This is a genomic window from Leuconostoc sp. UCMA20149 (genome assembly GCF_030400235.1).
In the GTDB taxonomy this organism is placed as follows: Bacteria; Bacillota; Bacilli; order Lactobacillales; family Lactobacillaceae; genus Leuconostoc; species Leuconostoc pseudomesenteroides.
The window spans coordinates 25,851-43,033 of the sequence record NZ_VJYC01000014.1 but is presented as its reverse complement, the minus strand read 5'-3'; the positions used below and the strand labels follow the sequence as shown (position 1 = coordinate 43,033).

The 17,183-nt window shown below is 38.5% G+C and carries 19 protein-coding genes; 14 read left to right on the top strand and 5 right to left on the bottom strand.

The genetic code is table 11. The features are described 5' to 3' along the window. Positions 1-74: 74 nt before the first annotated feature. From FF105_RS09475 to FF105_RS09425, 11 genes are all read left to right on the top strand, one after another. Entirely contained in the window at positions 75-815 is a 741-nt protein-coding gene (locus tag FF105_RS09475; RefSeq protein WP_010291892.1) for a hypothetical protein, read from the top strand. A gap of 742 nt (positions 816-1,557) precedes the next feature. After that, the gene (locus tag FF105_RS09470) at positions 1,558-1,788 is read left to right on the top strand and encodes a hypothetical protein (protein WP_010291891.1); all 231 of its coding nucleotides are present in this window, start codon (positions 1,558-1,560) and stop codon (positions 1,786-1,788) included. Positions 1,789-1,864: 76 nt separating this feature from the next. After that, on the top strand, positions 1,865-2,347 hold the full coding sequence (locus FF105_RS09465; RefSeq protein WP_290046723.1) for a methylated-DNA--[protein]-cysteine S-methyltransferase: 483 nt from the start codon (positions 1,865-1,867) through the stop codon (positions 2,345-2,347). 44 nt (positions 2,348-2,391) lie between these two features. Next, entirely contained in the window at positions 2,392-2,913 is a 522-nt protein-coding gene (gene rimM / locus FF105_RS09460; RefSeq protein WP_010291878.1) for a ribosome maturation factor RimM, read from the top strand. Beyond that, positions 2,913-3,653 (top strand): tRNA (guanosine(37)-N1)-methyltransferase TrmD, encoded by a 741-nt coding sequence (trmD, locus tag FF105_RS09455; RefSeq protein WP_010291875.1) that lies wholly within the window; start codon positions 2,913-2,915, stop codon positions 3,651-3,653. The genes rimM and trmD overlap by 1 nt, the downstream gene beginning before the upstream one ends. 118 nt (positions 3,654-3,771) lie before the next feature. Then, positions 3,772-4,725, top strand: a complete 954-nt coding sequence (locus tag FF105_RS09450; RefSeq protein ID WP_010291869.1) for a ketopantoate reductase family protein — start codon at positions 3,772-3,774, stop codon at positions 4,723-4,725. A gap of 60 nt (positions 4,726-4,785) precedes the next feature. After that, entirely contained in the window at positions 4,786-5,307 is a 522-nt protein-coding gene (msrA, locus tag FF105_RS09445) for a peptide-methionine (S)-S-oxide reductase MsrA (protein ID WP_010291863.1), read from the top strand. Positions 5,308-5,418: 111 nt separating this feature from the next. Beyond that, positions 5,419-6,375, top strand: a complete 957-nt coding sequence (gene rnz, locus FF105_RS09440; protein ID WP_010291857.1) for a ribonuclease Z — start codon at positions 5,419-5,421, stop codon at positions 6,373-6,375. After that, the gene (recJ, locus tag FF105_RS09435; protein ID WP_010291856.1) at positions 6,362-8,329 is read left to right on the top strand and encodes a single-stranded-DNA-specific exonuclease RecJ; all 1,968 of its coding nucleotides are present in this window, start codon (positions 6,362-6,364) and stop codon (positions 8,327-8,329) included. Before rnz ends, recJ begins: the two co-directional genes overlap by 14 nt. 35 nt (positions 8,330-8,364) lie before the next feature. Beyond that, complete coding sequence (locus FF105_RS09430) at positions 8,365-8,895, top strand: adenine phosphoribosyltransferase (protein WP_010291854.1); 531 nt, start codon at positions 8,365-8,367, stop codon at positions 8,893-8,895. Between the two features lie 65 nt (positions 8,896-8,960). Continuing rightward, positions 8,961-9,797 (top strand): DUF368 domain-containing protein, encoded by an 837-nt coding sequence (locus tag FF105_RS09425; RefSeq protein ID WP_147651879.1) that lies wholly within the window; start codon positions 8,961-8,963, stop codon positions 9,795-9,797. A 35-nt stretch (positions 9,798-9,832) separates the two neighbouring features. On the opposite strand, the gene FF105_RS09420 is transcribed toward FF105_RS09425, so the two are convergent. Both FF105_RS09420 and FF105_RS09415 read right to left on the bottom strand, forming a co-directional pair. Continuing rightward, positions 9,833-10,540, bottom strand: a complete 708-nt coding sequence (locus FF105_RS09420; protein ID WP_010291844.1) for an SAM-dependent methyltransferase — start codon at positions 10,538-10,540, stop codon at positions 9,833-9,835. Next, complete coding sequence (locus FF105_RS09415) at positions 10,524-10,850, bottom strand: hypothetical protein (protein ID WP_010291843.1); 327 nt, start codon at positions 10,848-10,850, stop codon at positions 10,524-10,526. The genes FF105_RS09420 and FF105_RS09415 overlap by 17 nt, the downstream gene beginning before the upstream one ends. Before the next feature lie 370 nt (positions 10,851-11,220). Here FF105_RS09415 and FF105_RS09410 point away from each other — a divergent pair, with 370 nt between their 5' ends. Beyond that, complete coding sequence (locus FF105_RS09410; RefSeq protein ID WP_010291841.1) at positions 11,221-12,360, top strand: PTS transporter subunit IIC; 1,140 nt, start codon at positions 11,221-11,223, stop codon at positions 12,358-12,360. Between the two features lie 67 nt (positions 12,361-12,427). On the opposite strand, the gene FF105_RS09405 is transcribed toward FF105_RS09410, so the two are convergent. Then, positions 12,428-12,967: an LURP-one-related/scramblase family protein gene (locus FF105_RS09405; RefSeq protein ID WP_010291839.1), complete on the bottom strand. Its 540-nt coding sequence runs from the start codon at positions 12,965-12,967 to the stop codon at positions 12,428-12,430. Between the two features lie 51 nt (positions 12,968-13,018). On the opposite strand from FF105_RS09405, the gene FF105_RS09400 reads away from it, so the two are divergent. Together FF105_RS09400 and pta are read left to right on the top strand one after the other, a co-directional pair. Further along, a complete protein-coding gene (locus FF105_RS09400; protein ID WP_010291837.1) occupies positions 13,019-13,681 on the top strand; it encodes a uracil-DNA glycosylase in 663 nt (220 codons plus the stop codon). 111 nt (positions 13,682-13,792) lie between these two features. Continuing rightward, positions 13,793-14,776 (top strand): phosphate acetyltransferase, encoded by a 984-nt coding sequence (gene pta / locus FF105_RS09395; protein WP_010291835.1) that lies wholly within the window; start codon positions 13,793-13,795, stop codon positions 14,774-14,776. Positions 14,777-14,808: 32 nt separating this feature from the next. On the opposite strand, the gene FF105_RS09390 is transcribed toward pta, so the two are convergent. Together FF105_RS09390 and FF105_RS09385 are read right to left on the bottom strand one after the other, a co-directional pair. After that, positions 14,809-15,045, bottom strand: coding sequence for a hypothetical protein (locus FF105_RS09390; RefSeq protein ID WP_031941276.1), 237 nt, complete (start codon positions 15,043-15,045; stop codon positions 14,809-14,811). Between the two features lie 4 nt (positions 15,046-15,049). Continuing rightward, a complete protein-coding gene (locus tag FF105_RS09385; RefSeq protein WP_290046719.1) occupies positions 15,050-16,846 on the bottom strand; it encodes an ABC transporter ATP-binding protein in 1,797 nt (598 codons plus the stop codon). Positions 16,847-17,183 lie beyond the last annotated feature (337 nt).

Sequence of the window (17,183 nt, the reverse complement as noted above, 5' to 3'; positions counted from 1 at the left end):
AATAAAAAAATACGATATTTTTTGTTTTATTTGAAATATTATGTAATAATATCATTTATAAGTGGGTGAATATCATGAGTAAGTACAATAATAGACATGGTGCATTAAGGAAAGGTAACGGCGTATTATATGCTATTATCTTTTTATTATCAGGTTTATTGATAGTATCATTTTTTATTATCACTGGCAAAACCAGTAATAATCACACTTTATCAAAATCAAGCGTGATAAAAACAGATAAAAAAGATAGTTTATCAAGTAGTGATAAATCAAGTTCAGCGGCAACATCTAGCAGTATTGAAAGTCAAAGTGAATCAGATTCAGAAACAGAAAATAATCAAGGAATGGGCGGAGCTTATGTTACTGATGATAAAGACTATCCTTACAAAATCAGAGATGAAATTTTAACGGGATCTAAAACGTTTAATTTAGTTACTGAAAATGGAAATAACAAGGCGCCGCAAAGAATTATCATAGATTTTGATAATAATAATGTTCAATTTCAATATTCAACATCAAGTGGTAATATTGGTCCAACTGGCCTAGCTAGTACAAAATTTGATATAAAAGAAATACCAACATACAACGCTAAAGTTTTTGAAAAAGATAGTGAAAATATTGAAAATAATAAAGTCAATACTGTTATTTCATTTAAAAATACGGAAAAAATGGGATTAGAAAGTGGTCAATATCTATATCTATTTATTCAATATAATGGAATTGGACAACTAAGTGCAGCATTACCAAAATTTGATAGTCAAGGTAAAGAAATTAGTGAACATAATGGAATGAACAGGTATTCGATAGATGAATGATGAAAAAATAATTAATCAGGTGTTACTCATAATTTTTCCAGGTGAATGAATTTTTTAGATTCAAATAATAATGAGTAACAAAAATCAGATTTTAATTATGGAATAATTGTATATAAAGCACAAATTGGAATAGGATTATTACGATAAACTAATGCGCGAAGTTCTAAAATTCTTTACAAAATGTAAAAAAACTGGATAGGGACTATACTGCTCAGTGAAGTTAAAGGACCAATTGAAAATAATCAACCATGGGGTAGCTAGTAATTTTTAAACTGATTATTATAAGAAAATGAGCAAATTCAACTAGATACAACCGTTCCGTAAATGAAATAAGTGGTAGACTATATTAAAAATTCCGGTACAACAGATGGTGCAGCACTGTCATCTGCTGTTGATAATTAGTATGTACGGCTGTTTTGAATAATGTCAGTCGTTGTTTTTCGTCACTTCAAAAATTAGAAATTGATATTATAATAACTTCCAGAGTATATATCCAACGAGATATAATCGTTTCAGATTATATGTTCCAATAATTTTACCTTGTTTCACACACCATTAAAAACCCGCAATCATTTCAAATAGCAATCAAGTTTCAGTGGCAAAAATCACCCCAAAAAATTTTTTATTTGAATCCTAAAAAAGGGATTGAAATGAGATATCTATTACAGAAATTTAATGATATTATAAATGGTAACTAAACAGCAGTTTAGCAATTAATACTATCGCAGAATGGAGAACTATTATGCCTGCATTCATAGTTGCTATATTTTTAACAATTGTTATTGTCATTCTAATTCCAGATATACTTATTATTGAAGTTGCTGGTGGTTTTTTGTTGGTCTTAGGCATTGTTTATCTGCTATGGAAAGTCTTCGGTACTGATTTTAATGAAACAGAATCTGGTATATGCCATTCACGAATACGTAAATTATTAAGCCAACTCACATCGCTTAAAGTTGAAAAAAATAAGTAAAACTATTTTGGCAAACAAGGTTAACTTTTAATGCAAGATAATTGTTGAATCATTATCATCATGATAAACTAAACGTATGATTAAGTATGAGACAATTGATTTTTTGGGCGGTCATTTAACCGCTTTTGAGCGTGATGGACATTTAGTTTTTATCAGTTTGGCCAACGATGGGGTAGCTGAGTTTCTGTCTGAATATCAAGGATATGAGTTAGAACCAGATACACTGCCGGTTGCGCAATTGTTCCATCAATACGAAAATGGTTTGTCAGTTGACTGGACGCGTGTGCCAATTGATTTTCCTTCGGGTACTGAATTTCAAAAATCAGTCTGGCGAACGCTTAATCAGTTCAAAGGCACATTGACTTATAGTCAATTAGCAGAAAAAGTGGGTCGTCCTAAGGCGATTCGCGCTGTCGCAAGCGCTGTTGGTAAAAATCCATTGCCAATTATTAATGCTTGTCACCGTATTTTGCCTAAAAGTGGTGGCGTTGGTAAATTTCGATATGGTACTTTAGTCAAAACGCAACTATTAACCCTAGAAGGCATTAAAATTGATTAACTTGGAGTATAGGTTGTTACTTAAAAACCTGATACAATAGAGTCATGACTAATACAGATAATTTTTTTAAAGTGGGCACAATTGTTAACACGCATGGTATCCGTGGCGAAGTCAAAATTATGGCTATCACCGATTTTGCAGAAGAACGTTTCCAAAAAGGAGCGTCTCTTTTTATTGATACCAAACAAGGTCGCGTACCGGTAACAGTTAAATCCTCACGTTTACACAAAAATGCTTGGTTGGTACTCTTCGACGGTGTCAGCAATATTAACGAGATTGAAAAATACAAAGGCGATGATGTTTACGTAGAAGGCAATTCACGTCCAGAACTCGGCGATGATGAATATTATTATGATGAAATCATTGATAGTGAGGTTGTTGACTTATCAGGCAATCATATCGGTATTGTTAAAGAGATTATGACCACTGGTGCTAATGATGTTTGGATTGTTAAACGTGAAGGTCAATCTGATGCACTCATTCCGCTGATTGATGATGTTGTAAAGGAAATAAACGTCAACGACAAATTGATTACCATTGATGTTTTAGAAGGGTTGTTAGATTAATGCGAATTGATGTTTTAAGCCTTTTTCCAGATATGTTTGCGCCGATGCGACAATCAATTATTGGAAAAGCGATTGACAAACAGGCACTTGATTTTAATGTGACTGATTTTCGTGATTTTACGGACAACAAGCATAATAATGTTGATGACTATCCATTCGGCGGTGGTGCGGGCATGTTATTGATGCCACAACCAATTTTTGATGCGATGGCCGATGTTGAAAAAAAGGCCGGTGATGAGGGACATGTCATTTTATTGGACCCTGCCGGACGACAGTTTAATCATTCTGTTGCACAAGAACTGGCGCAATATGACCATTTGACATTTATTGCGGGCCATTATGAGGGTTATGATGATCGTATTCGCGAGTTAGTAGATGATGAAATCTCACTTGGGGATTATGTTTTAACTGGTGGTGAACTGGGCGCGATGGTTATTATTGATGCCACAGTGCGCTTCTTACCGGAAATTCTTGGCAACGCTTCAAGTGCTGATGACGATTCATTTCAGAATGGCCTGCTTGAATTTCCGCAATACACTAGACCAGCAGACTTTAGAGGACGACAAGTACCAGAAGTTTTGACTAATGGCAATCATGCTAAAATTGCAGAGTGGCGTTTGAAAGAATCATTGCGACGGACCTACTTGCGACGACCGGATTTGCTCGAAAATCGTCAATTAACCGCACAAGAACGTGATTTACTCGATGACATTAAAACTGAAGAAATGACGGAAGGCTAAGAAAAATCTTAGCTTTTTATTTTACTTATAGATGAGAAAATATGGTACGGTACTAATAAGTAAAGTGGAGGAAGTGTATCACAATCGTTTCCGATTGGATGATATGCGACAATAAATCATGAAAATTGCAATTGCGGGTTTTGGCGCATTAGGTGCGCGAGTTGGTGTAATGTTGCAACGTGCTGGTCACGATGTAATTGGTATTGATGGTTGGGCAGCGCACATTGCGGCAATCAATACCAAGGGATTGACTGTGACAGAGGATGACGGGTCATCTAAAAAATATTTTATTCCAGTCATGACACCCAAAGAAGTTACTGGTGAATTTGATTTGGTGATTTTATTGACGAAAACACCACAATTGGATCGTATGTTAACTGATATTCAACCGCTTATCACAAAACAAACGCAGTTATTAGTCTTGTCAAATGGACTGGGTAATGTTGAAGTAATGGCAAAGCATGTGTCATCACAACAAATTATCGCTGGGGTAACTCTGTGGACATCTGATTTGGTCCAACCTGGTGAAATTCATGTGACAGGCACAGGCTCAATTAAATTACAAGCGATTGATCACGCAGATATTACCGCTGTTGTCACTGCTTTGAATGAAGCAGGGCTTAATGCTGAAGTATCCGATAATGTTGTAGAAGCTATTTGGCACAAAGCGGGCATTAATTCTGTCCTCAACCCATTGACAGTCTTACTTGATGCCAACATTGCGGAGTTCGGCACAGCAGGGAATGGCATGGATCTTGCATTGAACATTTTAGATGAGATTAAGCAAGTTGGCGACGCGGCTGGCGTTAATGTTGATGTAAATAGTATTTTAAGCGACTTGTCGAATTTGCTAAAACCAGAAAACGCAGGTAATCACTACCCATCAATGTACCAAGATATTCAAGCTGGTAAGCGAACTGAAATCGATTTTTTGAATGGTTATTTTGCTAAATTGGGACGTGAAAATCATATCGCCACACCTTTTAATGCACTTGTAACACGATTGATTCATGCAAAAGAAGATATTGAACGTGTTAAATTGGCCAAGCAACAAGAAACCTTTGAAATTTGATGAGAATTAAAGTAAAATTAGAATCAAATCATTTTACTTTTAATTTGTAAGGAGAAAATAATGGCAATTGAAACAGCAGTATTTGCAGGCGGTTGCTTTTGGTGCATGGTGCAACCTTTTGATTCGTTACCGGGAATTGAAAAGGTACGTTCTGGCTACACAGGCGGACACACGGTTAATCCAACTTATGAGGAAGTATCATCACACACCACTGGTCATACAGAAGCAGTTAAAATTTGGTTTGATCCCGAAAAAATAACTTATGCAGAATTAGTTGAAATCTATTGGGAACAAACAGATCCAACTGACGCAATGGGGCAATTTCAAGATCGTGGTGATAACTATCGACCTGTTATCTTTGTTGCTGACGAAAAACAGCGTCAAATTGCCGAAAAATCTAAAGTTAATTTAGCTGCGTCTGGTCGATTTACCGATCCAATTGTCACAACGATTGAAAATGTTAAACCATTTTATGAAGCTGAAGAGTATCACCAAGAATTTTACAAGAAAGATCCTACTCGAGAAGCGCTTGAGATGGAGCAACGATTAGCTTTCAAACTAGCCAATTGGCAACAAGAGTAACAGATTTTTAGGATACTGAAAATCGCTGAAAATGAGCGGAGACGCTTTTTTTTTGTTATAATTGATTTCGTTATGAACGTTAAAAGGAAAGCACGCCGTAGGTAAAAAAACATGCAACTTGAATTTCTTGGGACTGGATCTGGCCAGCCATCTAAATTTAGAAATGTGACTAGTATTGCTTTACGGCTACTGGATGAACGAAACGCTGTTTGGCTATTTGATGTTGGGGAAGCCACACAGCACCAAATTTTAAAAACAACAATTCGACCACGTAAAGTCGAAAAAATTTTCATATCTCATCTACACGGTGATCATATTTTTGGGCTACCTGGTTTTTTGAGCTCACGCTCGTTTCAAGGTGCTGATAAAAATGAACCGTTAACGATCTATGGTCCTAAAGGCATTAAAGATTTTGTACAGACTGCTTTGCGTGTTTCTGAAACTCGTCTGTCTTATCCTATTAATTATGTAGCTTTGCAGGAAGGGGTTATTTTTGATGATCCAACCTTCCAAGTGATTGCCGCACCGATGCGTCACCGCATTGAAACTTGGGGATTCCGCGTTGTTGAAAAAGATCATCCAGGGGAACTCTTGGTTGACAAGTTACGTGCTGAAAATATACCATCTGGACCTTTATATGGTCGGTTAAAGGCAGGTAAAACAGTGACATTGCCTGACGGTCGTACGATAAACGGACTGGATTACATCGGGGAAACACAAAAAGGACGTGTTGTGACATTGATACTAGACACGCGGCCCAATGATAATATCGCTTTATTGGCGCATCATGCGGATGTATTAGTGCATGAAAGTACTTATGGTGCAAGTGATGAAGAATCAAAGATGGCGAGGGCACACGCCCATTCAACTAGCATTAATGCGGCCAATGTAGCCAGAAAAGCCCAAGTTGGCAAGCTAGTGTTGACACATTTGTCAGCACGTTATGTTGGTCCGTTGGTCAAAAATCTCATTCAAGACGTGCGAAAAGTATTTCCAAACACATACGTTGCGCGAGATTTGGATGTAATCGAAATTCCATTTAAGAAAGAAATTCATGAGTCAAAGTAACTGGCATATGTTGCCAAAACCAAATGATAAAGTTGTTAAACAACTGGTGTCACAATTAAATATTAGCCAACTTTCCGCAATGATTGTTGCCCAAAAAGGCTATGATTCGCCTGAGGCTGCTTTTCAGTATTTAAAACCTAGTATGTCTACGCTCCACGATCCGATGGCGCTCCATGATATGGCGGCCACTATTGAGCGTTTGCAAGAAGCAGCGTTTGGCGGTGAAAAAATTGTTGTGTATGGCGATTATGATATGGACGGTGTCACCAGTACAGCCATTATGGTTGAGGCATTAGAAGTTTTGGGCGCTGATGTGACTGCCTATATTCCAAATCGTTTTTCTGATGGATATGGGCCTAATGTTGCGGCCTATCAAAAATTAATTGCAGATGGTGCACAACTAATCGTGACAGTTGATAATGGCGTTAGTGGTAATGAAGCGGTTGAATATGCAATGGCGCAAGGTATTGATGTGATTATTACCGACCATCATGAATTACCTGCAACACTACCAAAAGCTTTTGCAATTGTACATCCAAGACATCCGGAAGGAAACTATCCATTTGGTGACTTGTCAGGAGCAGGTGTGGCTTTTAAAGTGGCGCAGGCTTTACTCAGCGATGGCCAAACTGCCACTGATATTTCTGAGTTACCCACAGAGCTCTTGGATTTAGTGGCATTAGGCGAATTAGCAGATATGGTGTCGCTAACCGACGAAAATCGTGTTCTTGTGGCACTTGGTTTACAACAAATCAATCAAGCGCCGCGTCCAGGCTTGAGTGCCATTTTAAAGAACGCTGGTCAAAAAGATAATGAACCAGTCATTTCAGAAACAGTCGGCTTCAAAATTGCACCACGCATTAATGCGGTAGGACGATTGGGGGATGCTGATTTATCACTAAAACTGTTGATGTCTCAAGATCCAGAAGAAGCTGCCACCTTAGCTTCTGAGGTTGAAGCATTGAATGCTCAGCGCCAAGAAATTGTTGAGGAAGTTTTGGGTGCAGCAAAACAAGTTGCTTTGTCAGAAAAATATCAGCAAGATAAAGTAGTTATTGTAGCTGGGGATAGTTGGCATCAGGGTATTTTAGGAATTGTTGCTAGTCGATTAGTTGATATACTTCACAAACCTGTGATTGTTTTGAGTTTAGTTGACGGTATCTATAAAGGGTCGGGTCGAACGTTTGGTGATTTTGATTTGTATCAGTTGATGAATGATTATCGTCATTTATATGCAACGTTTGGTGGTCACAAAAGCGCTTTGGGTTTGGCAATAACCCCAGATAACCTCAAAAAGCTAATTGAACAAATACGTTCACAAAATGATCAGATTATTGTGAAACCCGAGCCAATAGATGTCAATTTGGTTTTGCCACCTGAAGCGATGACTACTGAAATTTATCATGATTTGCAAATGATGGAACCATTTGGAACAGATAATCCGCAGCCTGTCTTTGCTTTAAAGTCACCGAGTGTCGTCAGTGCTGTAACAATGGGCAATGCTAAACAGCATATCAAGTTAAAATTGCAAAATAATGTTGAGGTGCTCGGCTTTAATCATCCCGACTGGTTGCCAGTAGTTGCACAGCCTAATGGGCATGCCATGGTTGGTACGTTAGGTTTGAATTATTTTCGAGGCAAAAAAACATTACAATTATTATTACTTGATGTTGATTTACCGGTTCAAAAAGATGATAATGAAGAGCATAAAAGGTTTTTTGCGACTTTATATAAATTTATATATCACAATCAAACCTTGAATTTTGCGGAAAATTTGGATAAAATTGCCAAGCAATTCAATATTAGCAAAAAGGACCTTAATATTATGGTGCAAGTGTTTATCGAGTTAGATTTTGTGACAGTACATGACGGTTTTGTCAAAATCAACCCAAATGCCGCACAAAAATCATTAACAACTTCCACAACCTACCAAAAATATTTAGCTGGTCGATAATTTAGAAAGTATGAGCTTTGGCTCAGAGAAAAAGAATGACAGTAGATTTACATGATTACGTTGCAACAGTAGAAAACTTTCCTGAACCGGGTGTCAATTTTCGTGATATTTCACCATTGATGGGAGATGGCGTTGCTTACAAACAGGCGGTTGACGCGATAGCAGATTTTGCCAAGCAATTGAATGTTGCTTTAATTGCAGGACCTGAATCACGTGGCTTTATTGTCGGGTCACCATTAGCCTACACTTTGGGCATTGGTTTTGTCCCAGCACGTAAAGGTGGCAAACTTCCGCGTAAAGCCGTCAGTGCATCCTATACACTTGAGTATGGTGGCGTTAACGAACTTGAAATTCATGAGGATGCCATCAAACCAGGTCAGCGTGTCCTAATTGTTGATGACTTACTAGCTACTGGCGGCACAATTAATGCGACACGAGAAATCATTGAAAAACTAGGTGGTATAGTTGCCGGCGTTGCTTTCATTATTGAGTTGGAAGATTTACATGGTCGTGAAAAGATCATGGAAGCCGGCGAAGTACCATTTTTAGCGTTGATGGAGTATTAAAAGTGTCAAAAATTGGATAGTGGCAGAGCTTGACACCTTCTCATTTATCCTTTAATCTTAATGCTATGGAAAAAAAACAAATCACGAATTGGTTTATTCGCTTTATTAAAGGTGTTTTTATTGCCTTAGGTTTTATTTTGCCAGGCGTTTCTGGTGGTGTTTTGGCTGCTATATTAGGACTTTACGAGCGCATGCTCAGTTTTATGGCTCATATTCGTCAAAATTTCAAACGAGATTTTGCGTTTTTTTTGCCGGTCGGTTTGGGCGGAATTGCTGGTATTATTTTACTCAGCCGACCGCTTGAGTTTTTGTTGGTCTCCTATAAAGCAATAGTGCTTTGGGGATTTGCTGGTGCAATTGTTGGGACATTGCCTGCGCTATTCAAAGAAAGTGCAAAAAAAGGGCGCAGCTATCGTGATTGGATCATGTTTGGTGTAACAGCAGTTGTGGGCGGGTTATTTTTGTATAATATGACTGCCATTTTTGGACAAATGCCAATTAATTTCTTTTCTTGGTTGTTGGCAGGGGCACTCATTGCACTAGGTGTGATAGTACCTGGTTTAAGTCCATCGAATTTTTTGTTATATCTTGGCCTGTTTGATCCAATGTTAGCTGGCTTCAAACGCGCGGACATGGGTGTTTTCATACCAATTGCTGTAGGAGCGATGGTGACTTTAATTTCCTTTTCTAAAGTCATGAGTTACTTGTTGCAGCACTTTTATTCTCTTGTTTATCACTTTATTTTGGCGATTGTTGTTGTTTCAACATTCTTGATTGTCATACCGCCAGTTGCCGATTATAGTGGTTTCAACATGACCAGTGTCTTAATTAGTGCGATCCTGTTTGTTTTGGGTATCGTAGTAGGGTACTGGATGAGTGGCTTAGAAAAAAAATACAAATAAAAAACGATTACGTATAATTCTTACGTAATCGTTTTTTATTTGACTAACCAAACAGCGTCTTTAATCGTATCAAAGGGTTGATGGTTCTGATTGAGAATTTCTGGTTGCGACAAAATCGCATTTTGCCAAAATTCAGGAGAATTTGTAACGCCATTTTGTTCACCGATGACAATAAAATCCCCTGTAAATCCTTGGTTACGCAAGGTGTTTAAAATTTGCCAATCAATGTTTTGAGTGTCAGGGGCCCAACTTAAAATTAAAACATCAAAGGATCTCCGCTTGACACTTTCTAGTGCATCTTCTTGTTCAACATGAGTCCATGGTTTAGGCGTCAAAATATCTTGACCACGCCAATCAAAATTGTCTGTGCTGGTTACTTCATCTTGTAGTTGTCGGAGTCCAGCAGAAATCAAAGCATTGCCAGCCATAATTTCTAATACTGAACGACCATTGATAAAATGATGTAAATCAACTAACCATCGCTGATTAGGAATATGCCAAATACCAAATGTTTGAATGATTTCTTGTCGAAACATAGCTAAATCATCATCAAGCGGCATTAACGCAAAATTGCTAAAAATTTCTTTTTCTGAAAAGGATAGTAGGGGTAAGTTATTTTTTGGTAATTGTTGGAGCTTCAAGCTGACAATGGCTTTTTTAGCTGACTGAATTTTAAAAAGAACATCAGATGCTGTTGCAAACTTTTCTTCCCATTGATTGAGTTGTTCAAGATAGGGTATCATCATCTTCAGTCACGTCGCGTCGATTTTTAAAGCTTGCACCGTGTTTGTCAATGTGAACATTATAATGTTTGCCATGATGTTCAAAGTCAAAATCATTGTTTTTAATATCACGTCTAAAACGCCACATTGTCAGCATAGCGATGATACCACCAATAGCTGCAACAATTAGGGCAAATAACAACGCGATACCAATAATACTTAAAACAACTGGCACAGCAACACCAATAACAACAAGTAAAATAGGGATGAGAATGAGTAGCATAACAATGATGGTGACAATAGCACCAATGAATTGAAATAATTTTTTCATAGATAAACCCTCCAATCATTCAATTATACTACACTTTTATTAGAATTTAGAAAAAGTATTGACATGTAAATATTAGTAGTGTACATTAATATTCATAAAGTAATAGCGCATTCGTCGCTCAAATTTAAGGAGTCGTATCATGACAAAGCACATGACCATCAAATTCAATAACGCCCTCCTCCTCAACCTCCAACTCATTTGAGTCTAGTAGGTTGTTATTTGAGCAACAGCAGCTACTAGACTATCGTCATTGATAAGTTTGGTAGCTGGTTAGGTAGGAATGTCCTAACGAGCAATCGTTGGGGCATTTTTATTTTTCTCAACGATTGTGGGCTCACATTGGAGAACACACATTTAAGGAGAAAGAATTATGGCACAAAATGCAATTACAGCAGAACAGGTAAAATCAGCAAGTAACAAAAAGTCAGCCGCTGTCGACAAAGAATCAATTCGCGATACAGTCTACAAAGTCAGTGCTGCTGTCTCTAATGCAATATTGGTGACTTTGGGTATGGGCCTATTGTTGCAAACAATTGCAGGATTTATTCATTGGGCACCAATGGTACAAATGGGCGCTATCACCAAAGTAATGTTGCCAGCTGCTTTTGGCGCAGCGATTGCTTCACAAATGAAGACCAACACAATGGTTATGTTTAGTGCTATGGCCGCATCAGCGGTTGGTGCTAACGCTGTATTTTTCACTGATAAAGCTGTCCAAGGTGTTACCGCAACTGGTTATGCCGGTGCACAAGCTGCTGGATCGGCAATTATTACAACTGGTCAACCAATTTCAGCCGTATTGGCTGGTTTGATAGCTGTATTGTTTGGTAAATGGTTGAGCGGTAAAACACCATTGGATATGGTGATCGTCCCTGCTGCAACAACAATTGTTGGAACAGTTGCCGGTTATTATTTGGCCGCTGTAACAACACCAATTTTGGTTGCTATTGGTGCTTTCATTGCCTCAAGTGTGGCAGTTAACCCAATTATTGGAACAGCTGTTGTTGCGATGGTATTCGGTGCTTTGACCATGACACCAGCTTCAGCGGCAGCATTAGCAGTCGCTATTGGTGCTACGGGTGTAACATCACCTGAAGCAGCCGGTGCTATCTTGATTGGTACAACCGCAGTATTCGTTGGTTTCCCTGCAATGTCATTCCATGAAAACAAGATTGGGGCAACCATTGCACAAGGTATTGTAACCCCAAAAATTCAATTTCCTAATTTGACAGAAAACCCAGCTTTGATTATCCCACCAATGATTGGCGCCGCCATTGCTGCCCCAATTGCAACAATGGTCTTCCATGTGACGGCACCATTCGCGATGGCAGGTATCGGATTTAACTCATTCATTGTGCCATTGGCATTGGCAGGATCTAACCCAGTTGCATTTGCTGCTTATATGGGCGTCGGCGTTGCCGTACCAATCGTTGTTTCATTTATCGGTTATCGCATTATGCGCAAAATTGGTTGGGCTAAGCCACAACAATTGCATTTGGAAATGATCTAATTTAACCAAGTTCTAAAATAATAAAAGCCACCAAATTTCATTGTTTAATGAGAAAATTGGTGGTTTTTTAGTGTACTTTGGTCGTTAATTTGTAGGTGCGGTTTTGGCCTGGTAGCCATTTGATGGCTGTTAGCGGGTTAGATTTTACGCCCCAAATATCCAATAGAGCAGCAATAGCAATATGAACAGGTGCTTGTGAGTCGAAAGTAACGGTTAACTGGTTATAGATACCATCAGGACGACTTTCGGGTTTGACACTGAGTAATTTTTTGGTATTGTGGTAGATGAGGTAGCGATTGGCAATAAAATTGCCAGAAATTAACCAACCAAGATGACGAACATACACAATGTCACCGAGATGTCCAAATGTAAAGCTGATTGAGCCAACGATATGGCCACGGTAGTTAAGTGTGAATCGTGGTAAAATGCCATAAGAAGTTTGACGAATACGGACTAGCACATTGCCTGACATGTCTTGAACATGAAGCTCATCAGACTTTTTACCAGAGCGACCTGATACAAGGTAAGATGCCTTAAAGTCGGAGTCAAAAACAATATTGACACCATCATCAATACTATGTCGTTGTCTCAAATAATATTTTGTCATCTGCTAAGCACCTCTCATTCACCTATTATTTTATCATGAAAGAAGAAAAAAATGCCGTTAACTCACACAACTTGGGCACCAGCCGTCAAAGCAAAACTTACTTCGGATTATTTAGATCGTGTGGCAATATTTATTAATCAAACCTATCGTTTAACAGAAAATATTTTTCCGCCCAGAGAGAAAATATTTGCCGCTCTAGAAACAACACCACTACCTGAGACTAAAATAGTGATAATGGGACAAGATCCATATCATGAAGTTGGACAAGCGCAGGGTCTTAGTTTTTCAGTTCCTGACGCCGTTCCTGCGCCGCCGTCCTTGCAAAATATTTTAAAAGAACTGTCAACAGATATCGGGCAGCGTCAGTCTCATGATTTAACAAGTTGGGCAGAGCAGGGCGTTTTATTGCTCAACGCTGTACTAACTGTTCCGGAAGGACGCGCTAATGCACATCAAGGTTTAATTTGGGAACCATTAACTGATGCCTTGATTCAAATTGCTTCAGAAGATAGTACGCCGAAAGTCTTTATTTTATGGGGGAAATTTGCGCAGTCAAAGCGACGTTTTGTTGATGAATCAAAACATTTAGTTATCACGAGTGCTCATCCTAGTCCATTGTCAGCATATCGCGGCTTTTTCGGTAGCCAACCCTTTTCAAAGGCGAATGCGTATTTAAGGACACATAATCGAGAACCGATTGATTGGATAGAATAGTTAAAACATTCACAAAATAACTACAAAATCGCAGACAATTATGACTTGGTCTGTTACAATTAAGGTGTAAATGAAAATTTAATGATTCACAGTAGTGAATTTGGAGGAATTATGGAATTATTTGAGCAACTTAAAAACAAAATTAGTGGTCAAAATAAAACGATTGTGTTTCCTGAAGGAGAAGATGTTCGTATCCAAGGCGCCGCAGTTAGATTGGTAGCAGATGGTCTCTTGAAGCCAATTTTGTTGGGAGATGGCAAAGCCATTGCAGCTACTGCCACCGCTAATAATTTTGATTTGTCCGGGGTAGAAGTGATTGACCCTGCCAACTATGATGAAAGTGCGCTAGCGCAATTAAATGCTGCATTGGTTGAGCGTCGTAAAGGCAAGACGGACGCCGATACTGCTGCCAAATGGCTAAAAGATGTTAATTATTTTGGTACAATGCTTGTTTACACCGGTAAAGCTGATGGCATGGTTTCTGGGGCAACGCATCCAACGGGCGACACGGTTCGTCCGGCGTTGCAAATTATCAAAACTGCACCCGGCTCAAGCCGAATTTCTGGTGCCTTCATCATGCAAAAAGGTGATGAACGTTATGTTTTCTCCGATGCGGCTATCAATATTGATATTGACGCACCAACCATGGCTGAAATTGCTGTGCAATCTGCCAAGACTGCAAAAGTCTTTGAAATTGACCCTAGAGTAGCCATGTTGTCATTTTCAACAAAGGGTTCAGCTAAATCACCCTTGGTAGATAAAGTTGCCGAAGCGACTAAGTTAGCTAAAGAGTTGGCGCCAGAATTTGCTGACGTGATTGATGGCGAGTTGCAATTCGATGCTGCCTTTGTGCCGACAGTTGGTGCAGCTAAGGCACCTGATTCAAAGGTTGCTGGGCACGCCAATACATTTATTTTTCCAAGTTTAGAAGCCGGAAATATTGGCTACAAAATTGCCCAACGACTGGGTGGTTACGAAGCAATTGGTCCGATTTTGCAAGGTTTGGCAAAACCTGTTTCTGATTTGTCACGTGGTGCCAATGAAGAAGATGTTTATAAGGTTGCTATTATTACTGCAGCACAAGCATTGGCTTAAATCGTTTAATTGATAAAAAAAGGAATCCAAGATTATTCTGGATTCCTTTTTTGTGTCACAATAAGCGACTGTCGTTGGTTAAACGTTGAAAACGTGGCTTGTTCATCGTCCTTAAAAATTGAAAATAGTTCGGTAGCATTCTTTTCAGAAAGTTTCACGGACCAATCGCCAATCGTTAAAAAATACTGATCAGCCATGTCGTAAAATTGCAGTTTTGCTATTTTACCTTGATGATCAGCCATCAAATCGTATACAGTCTTTTTTGTCATATCATTATTCAAATTGGGCATCGTAAAGTCGTTTGTATATTCCTTGTTTCTGCAATAGTGAGTCATGTGTACCAGTTTCAGCAACTTGACCGTCGTTCATCACAATAATCTGATCAGCCTTATGAACGGTGCTCAGTCGATGAGCAATGACGATTGCCGTCTTTGCTACCATTAAATTGTCGAGTGCATGCTGAATTGTTTTTTCGGACTCATTATCAAGTGCTGCAGTTGCTTCATCAAGAATGACAATCGGTGCATCCTTGAGTAGGGCACGCGCAATTGATAAACGTTGTTTTTGACCACCTGATAGTTTTAAACCGCGTTCTCCAACTTGCGTTGCCAGTTGATTGGGTTGTTTAGCTATGAAATCCGCAATGTCAGCGCGCTTTGCTGCTTGCCAGATGGCTTCTTCATTGGTATTGTTACTGCCATACATAATATTGTCAGCGATTGTGCCATCGACAATCGTGACATCTTGGCTAACGACAGAAATATGTTGTCTGAGGTCTGAAATTTGAAAAGTACGAATATCAATGTTGTCAAATAAAATATCGCCTTTACTACGATCATAAAAACGAGTGAGTAGTTTGATGATTGTTGATTTTCCTGAACCGGAACGCCCCACTAAGGCGGTGGTTTTACCGGCTGGCATTGTCATACTAACATCATTTAAGGCATGATCTGAACCCATTTCATAATCGAAAGTTACATTAGAAAGCTGAATATGTTGCTGGAGTGGATTTGGGAAAGGTTGAGGTGTTGTAGGTTCAAGTATCTTTGGCTCATAACTCAAAATATTTTTAATGCGATCATAAGAAACTTGGGCGGTTTGAAACACATTCATGAGCATTGAAAACGAACGGATAGGATCTTGTAGCATTGCCACATAGGCCAAATAAGCAACAAGATCACCGATTGTCATGGCTTTGTTCATGACTAATAAGGATCCAAACAATAGCACAATCGCTGTACCAATTGTATTGATTAGTGTGACTAGTGGTTGGAAAATGGCTTGCCATTTAGTTGCTTCTAGTGAGTAACCATTAGATTCTTCAGCGATTGATTCAAATTTAGTCGTTTCGGCATTTTCAGTTGTATAAGCTTTGATCAGCTCAATTTCAGTTAGCGTTGCTTGAAGTTGATTATTAATTTTACTTTGGGCGTATCTGACATTAGAATAAGCTTCTCGAATATGGCCGCGAAAAAAACGAATTGTGACAAACAAAATTGGGAAGGTGATTGATACCATTAAGGCGAGTTGCCAATTTTGAATAAACAAAAAAATTAGGACACCAACGAAAGTAAAAATATTGCCAATAATGCCAAAAGTATTGGAGCTAATCAGCATTTGCAAATTGCCAATATCACTCGTTAAACGCACCATGAGATCACCAGTTTTGGCATCTTGAAAAAATGCGTAATCTTCTTTTAAAATAAAGCGATAGGTTTTGATACGTAATTCAGTTATTGCACGTTGCGAAAGCATTTGCATCATGTAAGTTGAGGCAAAGCTGACTACGCCTAAAAAGATTGTGACTATTAACAGACCAATAACATTAGTGTATAGCGTCTGTTGTTGACTATTAGGTAAAGCGTGATCGATAATGTTTTTTGTAAACTGTGGGACCACAAAATTTAAAACAGCCATTAGAGTCAACAAAAAAACATTTAAGATGACTAAACCACGTCTTTTTAAGACCGAACCAAATACAAACCGTAACATTTCAATAGCAGTCGTATCAGATTGGGCAAGTTGTTTTTTAATTTCTGTGGGACTCATTCGTCCATTTGGATTTCTCATAATGAAGCTATTATACGCTTTTCAAGGAATAATTGGCTACCAATCCATAATAGAACGACCAATGACGATAAGTGCAAATAATAATAAAGCACATAAATAACAAACGCCAGCCATTAACCACCAAGTAATTCGCATATTATCGCCTCCTCAAAAAGTATTCTCTCACTTAAATATAATGTCAAATTGTGAAAAATCAAAGAAAGCGCATTGCAGTTAAGAAAGTGATAACTTTTTTTAGAAATTCTTTATGAATTAAACACCTGACAGGCTCAAATTACCTTCCAGAAAAATTGAGTGTTTTGATTTTACCATACTTTAAGAGAGCAGGTTGGTTGAC

Bases quoted from the DNA above. Each gene is read 5' to 3' on its own strand.
- FF105_RS09475 (WP_010291892.1), top strand. From the start codon at position 75: ATGAGTAAGTACAATAATAGACATGGTGCATTAAGGAAAGGTAACGGC.
- FF105_RS09470 (WP_010291891.1), top strand. From the start codon at position 1,558: ATGCCTGCATTCATAGTTGCTATATTTTTAACAATTGTTATTGTCATT.
- FF105_RS09465 (WP_290046723.1), top strand. From the start codon at position 1,865: ATGATTAAGTATGAGACAATTGATTTTTTGGGCGGTCATTTAACCGCT.
- rimM (WP_010291878.1), top strand. From the start codon at position 2,392: ATGACTAATACAGATAATTTTTTTAAAGTGGGCACAATTGTTAACACG.
- trmD (WP_010291875.1), top strand. From the start codon at position 2,913: ATGCGAATTGATGTTTTAAGCCTTTTTCCAGATATGTTTGCGCCGATG.
- FF105_RS09450 (WP_010291869.1), top strand. From the start codon at position 3,772: ATGAAAATTGCAATTGCGGGTTTTGGCGCATTAGGTGCGCGAGTTGGT.
- msrA (WP_010291863.1), top strand. From the start codon at position 4,786: ATGGCAATTGAAACAGCAGTATTTGCAGGCGGTTGCTTTTGGTGCATG.
- rnz (WP_010291857.1), top strand. From the start codon at position 5,419: ATGCAACTTGAATTTCTTGGGACTGGATCTGGCCAGCCATCTAAATTT.
- recJ (WP_010291856.1), top strand. From the start codon at position 6,362: ATGAGTCAAAGTAACTGGCATATGTTGCCAAAACCAAATGATAAAGTT.
- FF105_RS09430 (WP_010291854.1), top strand. From the start codon at position 8,365: ATGACAGTAGATTTACATGATTACGTTGCAACAGTAGAAAACTTTCCT.
- FF105_RS09425 (WP_147651879.1), top strand. From the start codon at position 8,961: ATGGAAAAAAAACAAATCACGAATTGGTTTATTCGCTTTATTAAAGGT.
- FF105_RS09420 (WP_010291844.1), bottom strand. From the start codon at position 10,540: ATGATACCCTATCTTGAACAACTCAATCAATGGGAAGAAAAGTTTGCA.
- FF105_RS09415 (WP_010291843.1), bottom strand. From the start codon at position 10,850: ATGAAAAAATTATTTCAATTCATTGGTGCTATTGTCACCATCATTGTT.
- FF105_RS09410 (WP_010291841.1), top strand. From the start codon at position 11,221: ATGGCACAAAATGCAATTACAGCAGAACAGGTAAAATCAGCAAGTAAC.
- FF105_RS09405 (WP_010291839.1), bottom strand. From the start codon at position 12,967: ATGACAAAATATTATTTGAGACAACGACATAGTATTGATGATGGTGTC.
- FF105_RS09400 (WP_010291837.1), top strand. From the start codon at position 13,019: ATGCCGTTAACTCACACAACTTGGGCACCAGCCGTCAAAGCAAAACTT.
- pta (WP_010291835.1), top strand. From the start codon at position 13,793: ATGGAATTATTTGAGCAACTTAAAAACAAAATTAGTGGTCAAAATAAA.
- FF105_RS09390 (WP_031941276.1), bottom strand. From the start codon at position 15,045: ATGACAAAAAAGACTGTATACGATTTGATGGCTGATCATCAAGGTAAA.
- FF105_RS09385 (WP_290046719.1), bottom strand. From the start codon at position 16,846: ATGAGAAATCCAAATGGACGAATGAGTCCCACAGAAATTAAAAAACAA.